This is a genomic window from Actinoplanes sp. NPDC051633 (assembly GCF_040681735.1).
Lineage (GTDB): Bacteria > Actinomycetota > Actinomycetes > Mycobacteriales > Micromonosporaceae > Actinoplanes.
Window position 1 is genome coordinate 1 of the sequence record NZ_JBFAZH010000113.1, and the last position, 11,731, is coordinate 11,731.

Sequence of the window (11,731 nt, forward strand, 5' to 3'; positions counted from 1 at the left end):
CCGCGCGCACCAGGTTCGGCACCCCCTGGGCCGCGGCTCACGAGGCGGCCGGCCGCCCGCATTCGACCGGCGGACCTACAAGCAGCGGCACGCCGTCGAGTGCGGCATAAGCCGCCTCAAGCGTCACCGCACTGTGGACACTGGGCTACGACAAACTCGCCACTACCTAGACCTCCGTGAAGTCGAGGTTGCGGGGAGCGGCTGGAACGGCGAAGCCCGGACCGGTGACGGCCACGTCGGCAGCGACCTCTTCGAATGCTAGGTCCGCCACCCTCAGCTCACCTACCCCGACCAGGAGCGCGCCGAAGATGACGGTGTGCGCACGAGGATCCACGGGGAGGACGACGGAGTGCCGTCGCCATCCCGTCGTGGCGGTGACCGCGCGCTCTTGCATGTTGTCGAAGGCCAGCGTCTCGCTGGCCTGCGAACCGTCAACCCGCATCCACATCCCCGCCCAGCCGCTCACCTCGAGGGTCCGCAACGCGCCGACAGGCGGACCTTCTTTCCGAGGTACGCACCCGCGGCGATGGCCTGGCAGAACGCACCGAAGGCGGGAGCCGGATCGGTCACCGACCGTAGACGCACCACCGGCTTGCCGTCGAAGGTCTCATCCGTGACGTCGAACGCATAGTCGGTCGGTGCGGCTCCCGTCATCACCCAATGTTTGGGACCCATCGACCGATGTTATCTCGTAGGTTGACCGGGCATCGCCGGGTGCGCCGTGACCAAGTGCAGCTCGAGCGGCGCGGCGATGGCGCCGATGGGGTCGACGAACCGGTCCAGCGTGGTGCGGCAGTCCGCGACGATCCGGTCCCGCACGGCTCCACGTGACCGGCGAGCGGCAGCAGTTCCACTTCCAGGAACGTGTCGACCGCGTCCAGCCGGGTCGCGCCGACCCACGTGTCGAAGCGGTCGACGTGCAGTCCGGCCGAGTCGAACAGGTCCGTCAGCAGATCCGGCTCACCCACCGCGAAGTACACGCTGAACAGGTCGAACACGTCCGGGGAGGCGTGGCGGGTCACGGTCTCCGTCAAGGCCAGGCATCCGGCGCTGCGGGCCAATCGGCCGGGCACCTGCACCGCGATCCGGCCGGCCCCGCCGGCTACCCGTCCCATCTCTCGCAACGCCCGCACCCGGTCGTCGAAGAACATCAGCCCGGCCTGGGACAGCACCACGTCGAACGAGCCGTCCGGGAACGGCAGCGCGCATGCGTCCCGGACCTGCCACCGGAGGTCTGGCCGTACCCGGTGGGCCACGTCGAGCATCGCTTCGTTGCGGTCCAGGCCGACAACCGAGCCTTCGGGACCGGTCCGCTCGGCCGCGGTGCGGGCTACCACGCCGGTCCCGCAGGTCACATCGAGGACGGACCGGCCAGGTGTCACCCCGGCGGCCGCAACCAGTCGCCGCGCCCACTCGCCGGAGAGCCCGGGCACGAATGTGGACTCGTAGAAGTCGGCCGCCCGGGCCGACAACGCGTAGCTCACTCCGGTCACGGCAGATCCCGTCATCAGTGCGTCATGCTTGTCGCGCAGTGGCTTCGAGCAGAGGCCCGCACCGGCTCGGCGTACCCGTCGAGCAACTCCCGCAGCGGCGGCGGTGGGTCCGTGGCTGGTCCGCCGCAGTAGCAGTACAACCGTCGCCGATCGGGATGGTCAGAAACGCCGTGCCCGCCCCGGGTCGGACCGGCCAGGTCGGTGCCGCGTCCGGCCAGGCTACGACGAACCGGCGTGCGAGTTGACCCACCGGCGGGGCCTGCGTGCCGAAACCAGGCGGCGGACCTGGAGTGCACGCCGTCCGCGGCGATGCCCGGACCGACGACCGGTACCCGTCAGCGCGCACGTCCGCCACAGGCGCTCGGGTCGGCGATACGCCGGGCCGGGACTGCCGCTGCGGAGGTGATGCCGGCGGTGATGCGCCGGGCCTCCGCGCCGAGGGCGCCAAGTTGGCCGGGTCCCGGTTGGAAGCCGATGAACCAGAGCCCGGGCACGGCCTGGCCGTCGGCGCCGGCCGTCGGACGTCCCCGGTCGTCGAGGACGTCCAGGTGGCCGACCAGGGACGCCAGCGCGGAGCGGTAGCCGGTGGCGGCGATGATGGCGTCGGTGGTGAGGTGGCGGCCGTCGGCGAGACGGGCGCCGCTGGGCTCGAGTGCCGTGACCTCGGGCACCACCCGGATCCGGCCGGATCGGACGTGACGGAGGACGCCTCGGTCGACGACGGCCGGACCGTCCCCCGTCCGGGCGAGGCGCTGGAAGGGACCTTCGGCGGGGACCGGCAGGCCGTAGGCGGTGAGGTCCCCGATGGTCAACCGGCGCAGGGGCGCCAAAAGGGCGTCGGCCGTGCGTGGCGCCAGGTGGAGCAGCAGCATGGCGGCGGGATCTCCCGGAAGCCCGGCGATGGAGCGCAGCAGGATGTTGGGTGGGGTACGGACGGACAGATGGACCGTGGCGGCGCGGTTGTCGGCGAGTTCGGCGGCGATCTCCATCCCGGAGCAGCCGGCCCCGACCACGAGGACGTCACGGCCGCGGAATGCGGCCGGGTCGCTGTGATGGGCGGCAGCTACCAGGGTGCCGGCAAAGGTGTCACGTCCGGGCCAGTCCGGGATGGACGGCGTACGCAGCAGCCCGGTCGCGACGACGACGTGGCGGGCCTCCACCCTCCCTCGGGAGGTGGTCAGCGCCCATCGGGGTTCGGCCGGGTCGCCACCGGGGATCACCCGGTCAACGCGGTGCACCGCGGTGCGGAGGCGGATGTCGAGGTGGTGGTGGGCGGCGTAGGACTCCAGGTAGGACACCACGTCGTCGCGGCCCGGGAACGTGCCGGCCCGGCGGGGAAAGCGTAGCCCCGGCAGGTGGGAGAACGCCCGGCTGGTGTTCAGCCGCAACCCGGCCGGCCGGGCACGCCAGGCCGCAGCGGGCGTGCCGCTGCCTTCCAGCACGGTGGCGGCGGCGCCGGCGTCGTGGAGCACTGCAGCGCACGCCAGTCCGGCCGGACCGGCCCCGATGATCAGGACATCAGCGGTGTTCTCCACGGAGGGCTCCTCGTCGGTTGTGGTCTGGTCCCGCCAGCGTGCGGCCGCACCGACGCGGGAACCATCCCGCAGATGTGGGGGTTGTGGCGCTCCCCGGACCGGGCGGATGCTGGGCCGATGGGACGCTCAGGCGGCGATCGCTCGGCGTATGCGGCGATCAGGCAGTCGTGCGCCAGCGGGCTACCACCGCTCGCCCTGTTGCAGGAGGTGTCCCGCCACATCCGGCAGGTGGTGCCGTACGCAGCGGCGGGCTGGCAGACCACCGACCCGGTGACGCTGCTGCCCACCGGAGGGTTCGCCGAAAATGTGGATCCGGTCACCCACCTCCAGCTGATCGATAACGAGCTCACCGCCGGGGACTTCGTCGCGTTCACCGGGGTAGCCCGGTCCCGGGCCGCGGTGGCCACGCTGAGTCAGGCGACCGGCGGAGACCTCGCCCGCAGCGCCCGGCACCGGACGATCAACGCCCCGGCCGGCTGGTGCGACGAACTCCGCGCGGTGTTCCGTTCCGGCGGCGCGGCGTGGGGCCAGATGTGCCTGGCCCGGGCGGACGGTGAGCCGGCTTTCAGCGCGGCCGAAGCGACGTTCCTCAGCACCGTCGCCCGGCCGCTCGGCGACGGACTGCGCAGCGGGTTGCTCCTCGAGCGGGCCTGCTCCGCCGAACCGGGCGACACCAACCCGGGACTGATCATCCTGCAGGACGACGGCACCGCGGCGGCGGTGTCCGACGACGCGCGAGGCTGGCTCGCCGAGATGGCCGACGAAGGACTCGAGTTCCCGTCGGTCGTCTACGAGGTCGCCCGGCGGGCCCGGCTGCTGGCCGACACCGATCGACCCGGCCCGCCGGCCCGCGCCCGGGTCCGGCTGCCGTCCGGGCGATGGTTCGTCCTGCACGGTTCCCGGCTGCGGCCGACCGGGACGGGACGTCCCAGCACCGCCATCATGATCGAACCGGCCCACCGGACAGACCTGGCACCGCTGCTCATACAGGCCTACGAGCTGACACCCCGGGAACGTGAGATCACCGGGATGCTGGTACGCGGCGTACCTATCGCTGATATGGCCACCGCCCTGTGGCTGTCACCCCACACGGTGCGCGACCATGTGAAGGCCGTGTTCGCCAAACTCGGGGTCCGCAGCCGGCCCGAGCTGACCGCGATGCTGTTCTACCAGCACCACACCTGACGAGCCAAAATCGGCGGCGCGGTCGTGATGGCGGCGTGCCAAGGTCGGTTCTCGCCTGACCGCGGCGTGATCTGCGGCGTGCGCCCTGCTGGTCCAGGAGCTGCTCGAGCCGTGGGTGTGCATGGATTTGGTGCGGAGGGAGAGGCCTATCCGGGCGAGCCGAGGCTCGAACGTGTCAAGGTTCAGGACCTCAGCGAACCGATCGCCTGTCCGGCACGGTGGAGACGCCGAGCGCATAGGCGGTGTGTTGACGTAGGGATCGGCGCCACCACCTCGGCGGTCAACCACTGTTCACTCCGCGGCGCTCGCATCACCGTCACCGCGCTGCCCGGTCCCAAACCCGGCCCGCAGTCCGCACAACGCCGCGTCCCAGCCGATGGCGTCATCATGATCGCCCGTCAACGCCTGCGCATCGGACGCACCCACGCCGGCAAGGTCGTCACCATCCACCTCGAGGACACCCACTTCCGTGTCTTACTCGACGGCAAAGAAATATCCCTGCACCCGCGAGACCCAGCATCCGCTACGCCACTTCAAGGCACCCGCACCACGCACGCCAGACAGCGTTCAAGATCTCCCGCGAACGAAACGTTAGGCATGTGTTGAGACCTCACACAACGTGGTCCGGGTCGGCAAACAGCGGTCCAAATCCGCCTTTGAACAGTTCTTCGCCGTCAGCGACTGCCGCCTGGCAGCGAGACAGTCCCGATCCGATCGCCGGATGTCAGTTCTGTCGCCGAATCGCCTGTCGAGGGCGTCACGAGCTAACCGGCTGGAGCATGACCTGCCGGAGCGCGGCCACGACGTCCGGGTCGAATTGCGTTCCCGCCGTCTGGTTGAGTACGCCGATTGCGGTGGCGGTGTCGAGGCGGTCGGCGTAGGGCCGGTCCGAGGTCATGGCGGCTACAGCGGCGCAGGCGGAAATGATCCGGGCGCCGAGGGGGATCTCGATGCCGGCCAGACCGTCGGGGTAGCCGGTGCCGTCGTAGTGTTCCCGGGCCGAGCGCACCAGGGGGGCGACCGGGGCCAGCGCGGGGGCTGACAAGGTGATGCGTTCGCCGATCGCGGGTGCCTGCCGGATGAAGGCCCACTCCTGCGGTGTCAGGCGTACCGGCTTGCGCAGGATCTCATCGGGAATGCCGACCTTGCCGACGTCATGCAGCTGAGCCGCCTGCCGGATGCGGACCACGTCGGCCGCCGGTACGCCCAGCTGTTGGCACACGGCGCCGGCCAGGTCGGCGGTCGAGACCAGCCGCTGGGCCCACTGCGGGTCGCGTTCGTGGATCGCGCGCAGCAGCGCGTTGACGGTTTGCATGTCGGCGGGTACCCGGCTGCTGTTCTTGTTCTCGTACATGCGCAAGTCCACGACGCGCATCGCCTCAGTGGCCGACGACGCCTCGGTGGGTAGCAGGATGGCGCCCTGCGACGTGGTGATAGTGAAGCCGTCGCCCTGCTCGCTGAGCGCCCGCGTGGCGACCTGGATGATTTCGTCGATGCCGTCGCGGCCGGGGCGGGCGAGCACGCAGAACTCGTCGCCGCCGATCCGGTAAGCCCTGCCCTTCGCGCCGATCTCCCGGGCTAGGGCGGCGCCGAGTCGGGCGAGCAGGGCGTCGCCGGCCGGGTGGCCGAAGGTGTCGTTGTAGGCCTTGAACCCGTTGAGGTCACACAACATCAGCAGGACCGGATCGATGTCGGTGGCGCGGCCGAGTTCGGTGTCGAGGTCGGCGACCAGACGCCGCCGGTTGTACAGACCGGTCAGCGCGTCGGTGTTCGCCGCGCTGACTAGGCTCTCCCGCCCTCGACGCAGGGCGATCAGCAGGAAGGCGATGAGCAGTAGCGCGGCGACAACCAGCACGAACGGCAGCACACCGACGCCGGTGAAGGTGCCGGTGGCGTTGTTGGCGATGGACACGACGTACCAGTTGTTGGCATTGCCCGGCGTGGCCGCGATCCGCTGGTACGCGGCCTGGTGCCCGTCGAGCTGCATCCGCCCGGTCGCGGCCCAACCACCGACGAGGCCGTGGAATCGGGTGTCGGCGGGGTCGCCCAACCCGGCGCCGATCTGCTGCGGCCGCAGCGAGTTGATCACGACCTGGCCGGTGTCGGCGTCGACGACCAGCACGCTGCGGTCGCTGCGGGCGATGGCCTCGCGGCGGAAGCTGTCGACCGTGACCTCGAAGTGCACGATGGCCGGCTTGGACCTGTCGGGCATGACCACGGGCGTCACGTTGGCGATGACCCACTCGTCGGTGTCCGGGGACAGGTACGGCTTCGCCTGGTAGACCTGGTCCGCGGCGAGAGCGAACGACGGCGCGAAGAACGGCTGTTTGTCCTCCTCCAGGGACAGGTCGGCGTAGGTGGCGCGTTCGCCGCGCACGGTCCGGGCGTTCTCCGCGCCGGAGGCGTCGATGAAGCAGGCCTCGCCGATCCGGTCCGGGTAGAGCTGCTCGAGATATCCCAACGAACCGTTGATCGCGTCCAGGGTCGGGCCGCCGCGCCGGACCCGCTGGTCTCGGTCGCCCGGCTCGGCGTAGAACTGCCGGTACTCGGAACTGTGCGCGGTGAGCAGGATGATCGAACGTGCCCGGGCGAAGTAGGCGTTGAGCACCTGCGCCTGCTCCGCCGCGTCATGGATCAGATCGTTGGCCTCCCGGGTCACCGCCCGGGTTTGCCCGGCGAAACCGGCGGACACGCCAATGATCAACAGCACCAGTGCGCCCGTCAGACCCAACAGCAGCGACCGTCGCATAGCCTCACACCCTCATCCGATCCGTTGTCCTATCGGCGTTCCTTCGTCGAGACTGAGCCTTCTGCCGGCAAGGTCGCATGATTTCTTGACCTGTGCGCGCACCGGAGCTGAACCCGAACGGCACCACGGCGGGCCTAGCTTGGCGGTATGCGTTTCTCGCCAGCACCATCCCGGCCCTGCGTCCGCCGGGCGGCGGCCGCGCTCACAGCGGTCCTGCTGGCCACAGCGAGCTACACCGCAGGCGCGTCGCGATCCGCGCATGATCAACCCGAGGTTGGCTCGGTGGACGTGGGGTTCGTCCGGGACATGGTGATTCACCACAGCCAGGCGGTCACCCTCGCCATGATCGTCATGCGGCGGGCGACCGTGCCAGCGGTGCGGGAGATGGCCGACGAGATCGCCACCACCCAGCAGCGGGAGGCCGGCGTGATGTCCGGCTGGCTACAGCAATGGGGCCTACCGACCAGTACCGCCGCACCGGCGATGTCCTGGATGACGCACCCGCCGGCCACGCCTGCCGCCACAGATCCGCCCATGCCGGGCATGGCGACGCGCCGTGACGTGGCACGCCTCGCCGTGACCCGTGGCCCGGCCGCCGACTTGTTGTTCAGCCGGTTGATGCTGGCGCACCATCTCGGCGGCCTCCACATGATCAACGAGGTGATCGCGCGGGGCAGGCAACCGGAGGTGATCGCACTGGCGGAACAGATGCGCACCGCTCAACAACGAGAGATCAACCAACTCAACCCGCTGTTGGCGCAAATTACATCGTCCCTATCCCCGGTAGGAATGACGGGCGTCCCTCGGCTAGGTGGGAGCACCTCCGCTGTCGCTTCGACTGGTGGATCTTCGTCGCCACCCCCGAAGACACCTGGTCCAAGACCATCTACGACGACGCACGCGGCCGAGGCCACGGCTGCCCCGTAGGGTGTGCGACATGGATGGCGACACTGATGTGATGGTCCTCGACACCGAGGACCCGCTGGCGGTCGCCGCTGTCGCAGCGATCCACACCGGGGACGTCGCCGCGCTGAAGCAGTTGCTGGCCGAGCATCCGGGCCTGGCCACCGCCAGGCTGGGCGACTACGACGGCCCCGACTGCGCCGGGATGTCCCGGACGCTGCTGCACGTGGTCACCGACTGGCCCGGCCACTATCCCAACGGCGCGGCCACCGTCGCAGCGCTGGTCGCGGCGGGCGCCGACGTGAACGCCCGGTTCAGCGGACCGCACACCGAGACGCCGTTGCACTGGGCGGCCAGCAGCGACGATGTGGCGGTGCTCGACGCGCTGCTGGATGCGGGCGCGGACATCGACGCCCCCGGTGCGGTCATCGCCGGCGGCACCCCACTGGCCGACGCGCGGGCATTTGCCCAGTGGCACGCCGCGCACCGCCTCGTCGGACGCGGAGCACACACCAGCCTGCAAGACGCGGCAACGCTCGGGCTGACCGACCGCCTCGAAGCCTTCTTCACCGGCGCCAACCCGCCCAACCCTGAAGAGATCAACCGGGCCTTCTGGGGCGCATGCCACGGCGGCCAGCCACCATGCGCGGAACTCCTTCTCGACCGCGGCGCCGACCTCAACGAGATACCGGACTGGGAGAACCGCACGCCGCTGGACGCGGCAACCCGCACGGGCGCCACCGATCTCGTCGGCTGGCTGCGCAGTCGGGGCGCCGCGACCGCCGCCCAACTTGGCCGATAGGTGCACTGCCGCAGGTGGGCGGCACAATGGCGAGCGTGACGGCCTTCGTTCTGCCGGCGATCCTGGTGAACAGCGTGCGTGCCGATCCGGCGCCCGGACGCCACGAATGGTTGAGCGTCCTCCCGGACATCGTGGTTGACCTGACCGAACGGTGGTCGCTGCGCCTCGGGCGGCCGTATCAACCTGGCGGGCGATGCGCCTGGGTGGCATCGGTACGCGACGTCGCCGGGTGTGACCTCGTGCTTAAGGTCGCGTGGCGGCACGACGAGGCCACCCACGAAGCGGACGGCCTGCGGGCATGGGCCGGCGAGGGCGCGGTGCGCGTGCACGACAGCGCCGCGTTCGACTCGACCAGCGCCCTGCTGCTGGAACGCTGCCACCCCGGAATCGCCCTCGGGCAGGTGCTTGTCGGCGCTCACCTAATTCCCCGGGGTTGGGCTCAGGTAATTCCCCAGGTGGTGGTCCTCGGGGTGTAGTTCTACTTGGTGTTGTTGGTGGTTGTCGACCCGGCTCTGCCGGGTCGTTTGTTGGGCCGGTAGCTGGGTCCGTTCATGAAGATTTGGTGGCTGGTGTTGATGAGCCGGTCGAGCAGGGACTCGGCGACGACGGGGTTCGGGAACAGCGGATACCAGTCGGCGGGTGACCTGTTCGAGGTGGCGATCAGGGATCGGCCGGCTTGGTTGCGTTCGGAGATGAGTTCGTAGAGGTCGTCGGCTTGCTGGGCGGTGAGTTCGCGCATGGCGAAGTCGTCGAGGATGAGCAGTGCCGGGCGGGTGAGTTCGGCGAGGCGGCGGGGCCAGGTGCGGTCGGCGTGGCCGCCGGCGAGGTCGGCCAGAGCGCGGCTGGTTTTCAGGAAGCGGACGTCGGCGCCGTGCCGGACGGCGAGGTGCCCGAGGGCTTGTGCGATATGGGTTTTCCCGACGCCGACGGGTCCGTGGAGCACGACGGATTCACCGGCTTGCAGCCAGCGCAGCGCGGCGAGGTCGCGGATCTGCGCGGCGGGCAGTTTCGGGCTGGCGTGGAAGTCGAACTCTTCCAGGGTGATGTGCTGGTCGAAGCGGGCCCGGCGCAGCCGGCGTTGCATGCTCATGGTGTCGCGGCGGGTGATTTCGTCGTGGCAGAGCACTTGCAGGAAGTCGAGGTGGCCGAGTTCACCTGCTTGGGCTTGGGCCAGGCGGGCGTCGAGGGTGTGCAGCATGCCGGACAGCTTCAGGGTGCGCAGGCTGTCGCGTAGAGCGGTGTCGACGACGGTCACGAGATCTCCTTGGGCTGGTGTTCGCTCGTGGTGGCCGGGTCCACCGCGGATGCCGGGTTCGTGGTGGGCAGGGGGATCACGTTCGCGAACAGCTGCGAAGGGCCGTGCAGATGGGCGGCGGCGCCGGCGTCGCCGGAGGACGGGCGGGGCGGGTCGGTTTCGGCGCCGACGGCCAGGATCCCTTTGATGGTCCGGTAAGACGGGTCCCCGACCGCGGCGGCTTTGCCGCAGGCGGCTTCCAACCGGGCCGGGCTGTGTTTGCCTGCCAGGGCGAGGACGCCTTGCGCGGCGCGGAGCCGGAACAAGGCGTTGACCTCGAGCAGCCCGGCGATGACCCGTTCGCAGGCGGGGCCGATCTCGGTGGCTCGGGTCCGGCACCAGGTCGGCGTCCGCATCCGGAACGCGATCTTCTCCGGCGGGTAGTGCCCGAGATCGGTCTGCTTCCCGGACGGTTTCCGGCCGTGGGTCGCGATCAGTTGTCCGTGGTGGAAGATCTGCACCACCAGCGAGGTCTCGCGGGCGTCGACGCGCGCTCCGATGAACCGCCACGGCACCGAGTAGATCGTCTTGCCGACTTTGGCGTGGATGTCCGGGCCGACCATCGCCGTCGACCACGTCGCCAGCGTGAACGGCCGGTCGGGCAACGGCTGCAGGGCCTGCGCTTCGGCCGCGGTGAACACCGACGCCGGCGCCGCACCCGACAGCGGCCGGCATGACCGGCGGCCGGCCACCTCGACGCACCAGGAGACCGCGGCGGTCTGCATCTGGTCCAGCGACGCGAACTGCCGGCCGCGCCAGAACGAGTCGCGGATATACGGCATCGGCCGTTCGATACGTGCCTTGTCCCGCGGCTTGCGTGAACGGGCCGGGTCGACCAGCGTCCCGTAGTGGTCGGCCAGCTCCGCATACGAGCGGTTGATCTTCGGATCGTAGAGATCAGGCTTGTCCACCCCGGTGCGCAGGTTGTCCGGGACCAGCCGGCGCGGGACACCACCGAAGAACGTGAACGCCGCAACATGCGCTTCGGTCCAAGCCCGCTGATCCATCGTCAGGACCGGCCGCACGAACATGTGCCGGGAGCAGGCCAGGACCATCGCGAACGCCCACACCCGCCGCTGTTTCCCGCTGACCGGGTCGGTCCAGCTGCCCAGATGCCCATAATCGATCTGGGCTTCCGCACCCGCCACGACGTCGGCCTCGTCACGCAAAACGACGACCTGGTCCCGGCGCACCTGCTCAGCCATGTTCGCCGCGACATACCGCTTCAACGACGCCAGACTCGCGGTCAGGCCATGCTCGTCACGCAACCGCTGATGGATCGTCGCCTGCGTCACCCCGGCCTTCAAATGCTCGGCGATGTACTCGTGGAACACCGCGATCTGCGGCCAGGTGATCTGCCGCAACCTGGTGTCCGCCAAATGCGGGAACCAACGGGTCACCAACACCGCCCAGTCCTGAGCCGTCATTACCGGCCCACCCGGCGCCAACCCGGCCGTGATCGCCGGAGCCAGATACTTACGGATCGTCTTACGGTCCACGCCCAGCGACACCGACAACTCGCTGATCGACCGTCCGGCATACCAGTGGGTGAAGATCTCGGTCACATCGACCACGTCGAACGTTCTCCTCGCCATCGGCTCCCTCACCCATCCGTCACAGACGAGGGAGAACTCTTCCTTGATCGCGAGGACCACCAACCGGGACGCCCGACCACCCCACCAGCAGGGTGGGGAATTACGTGAGCGACCGGGGTGGGGAATTACGTGAGCGTCAGACCCCTACAGGTGGGGAATTCCGTGAGCGCCGACA

11 protein-coding genes and 2 pseudogenes are annotated in these 11,731 nt (G+C 69.8%); 5 read left to right on the forward strand and 8 right to left on the reverse strand.

The window, feature by feature from the left end; translation table 11 throughout:
• Window positions 1–121, forward strand: a pseudogene (locus AB0M20_RS09665) (IS5/IS1182 family transposase); the annotation flags it as partial.
• Between the two features lie 45 nt (window positions 122–166).
• Here AB0M20_RS09665 and AB0M20_RS09670 read toward each other — a convergent pair.
• The 4 genes from AB0M20_RS09670 to AB0M20_RS09685 form a co-directional block, all read right to left on the reverse strand.
• On the reverse strand, window positions 167–442 hold the full coding sequence (locus AB0M20_RS09670; protein ID WP_364296337.1) for a hypothetical protein: 276 nt from the start codon (window positions 440–442) through the stop codon (window positions 167–169).
• 20 nt (window positions 443–462) lie between these two features.
• Window positions 463–675 carry a hypothetical protein gene (locus AB0M20_RS09675; protein ID WP_364296317.1) on the reverse strand — a complete coding sequence of 71 codons (213 nt, stop codon included), beginning with the start codon at window positions 673–675 and terminating at the stop codon, window positions 463–465.
• A complete protein-coding gene (locus AB0M20_RS09680; RefSeq protein WP_364296319.1) occupies window positions 654–1,508 on the reverse strand; it encodes a methyltransferase domain-containing protein in 855 nt (284 codons plus the stop codon). The genes AB0M20_RS09675 and AB0M20_RS09680 overlap by 22 nt, the downstream gene beginning before the upstream one ends.
• Window positions 1,509–1,828: 320 nt before the next feature.
• Entirely contained in the window at window positions 1,829–3,028 is a 1,200-nt protein-coding gene (locus AB0M20_RS09685) for an NAD(P)/FAD-dependent oxidoreductase (protein WP_364296321.1), read from the reverse strand.
• A gap of 117 nt (window positions 3,029–3,145) precedes the next feature.
• On the opposite strand from AB0M20_RS09685, the gene AB0M20_RS09690 reads away from it, so the two are divergent.
• Complete coding sequence (locus AB0M20_RS09690) at window positions 3,146–4,213, forward strand: LuxR C-terminal-related transcriptional regulator (RefSeq protein ID WP_364296323.1); 1,068 nt, start codon at window positions 3,146–3,148, stop codon at window positions 4,211–4,213.
• 291 nt (window positions 4,214–4,504) lie between these two features.
• On the opposite strand, the gene AB0M20_RS09695 is transcribed toward AB0M20_RS09690, so the two are convergent.
• Both AB0M20_RS09695 and AB0M20_RS09700 read right to left on the reverse strand, forming a co-directional pair.
• The gene (locus AB0M20_RS09695; RefSeq protein WP_364296325.1) at window positions 4,505–4,678 is read right to left on the reverse strand and encodes a hypothetical protein; all 174 of its coding nucleotides are present in this window, start codon (window positions 4,676–4,678) and stop codon (window positions 4,505–4,507) included.
• Between the two features lie 292 nt (window positions 4,679–4,970).
• A complete protein-coding gene (locus AB0M20_RS09700; protein WP_364296327.1) occupies window positions 4,971–6,962 on the reverse strand; it encodes an HD domain-containing phosphohydrolase in 1,992 nt (663 codons plus the stop codon).
• 282 nt (window positions 6,963–7,244) lie between these two features.
• On the opposite strand from AB0M20_RS09700, the gene AB0M20_RS09705 reads away from it, so the two are divergent.
• From AB0M20_RS09705 to AB0M20_RS09715, 3 genes are read left to right on the forward strand one after another with little or no spacing between them, the layout of a single operon-like run.
• The gene (locus AB0M20_RS09705) at window positions 7,245–7,889 is read left to right on the forward strand and encodes a DUF305 domain-containing protein (RefSeq protein WP_364296329.1); all 645 of its coding nucleotides are present in this window, start codon (window positions 7,245–7,247) and stop codon (window positions 7,887–7,889) included.
• Between the two features lie 10 nt (window positions 7,890–7,899).
• Entirely contained in the window at window positions 7,900–8,667 is a 768-nt protein-coding gene (locus AB0M20_RS09710; protein WP_364296331.1) for an ankyrin repeat domain-containing protein, read from the forward strand.
• A gap of 35 nt (window positions 8,668–8,702) precedes the next feature.
• Window positions 8,703–9,143 carry an aminoglycoside phosphotransferase family protein gene (locus AB0M20_RS09715; RefSeq protein WP_364296333.1) on the forward strand — a complete coding sequence of 147 codons (441 nt, stop codon included), beginning with the start codon at window positions 8,703–8,705 and terminating at the stop codon, window positions 9,141–9,143.
• A 2-nt stretch (window positions 9,144–9,145) separates the two neighbouring features.
• Here the strand turns inward: AB0M20_RS09715 and istB are convergent, their stop codons facing one another.
• The gene (gene istB / locus AB0M20_RS09720; RefSeq protein WP_364296335.1) at window positions 9,146–9,922 is read right to left on the reverse strand and encodes an IS21-like element helper ATPase IstB; all 777 of its coding nucleotides are present in this window, start codon (window positions 9,920–9,922) and stop codon (window positions 9,146–9,148) included.
• A 92-nt stretch (window positions 9,923–10,014) separates the two neighbouring features.
• Window positions 10,015–11,535 (reverse strand): annotated as a pseudogene (istA, locus tag AB0M20_RS09725) (IS21 family transposase); the annotation flags it as partial.
• Between the last annotated feature and the right edge of the window lie 196 nt (window positions 11,536–11,731).

Bases quoted from the DNA above. Each gene is read 5' to 3' on its own strand.
- AB0M20_RS09670 (WP_364296337.1), bottom strand. From the start codon at position 442: ATGCGGGTTGACGGTTCGCAGGCCAGCGAGACGCTGGCCTTCGACAAC.
- AB0M20_RS09675 (WP_364296317.1), bottom strand. From the start codon at position 675: ATGGGTCCCAAACATTGGGTGATGACGGGAGCCGCACCGACCGACTAT.
- AB0M20_RS09680 (WP_364296319.1), bottom strand. From the start codon at position 1,508: ATGACGGGATCTGCCGTGACCGGAGTGAGCTACGCGTTGTCGGCCCGG.
- AB0M20_RS09690 (WP_364296323.1), top strand. From the start codon at position 3,146: ATGGGACGCTCAGGCGGCGATCGCTCGGCGTATGCGGCGATCAGGCAG.
- AB0M20_RS09700 (WP_364296327.1), bottom strand. From the start codon at position 6,962: ATGCGACGGTCGCTGCTGTTGGGTCTGACGGGCGCACTGGTGCTGTTG.
- AB0M20_RS09710 (WP_364296331.1), top strand. From the start codon at position 7,900: ATGGATGGCGACACTGATGTGATGGTCCTCGACACCGAGGACCCGCTG.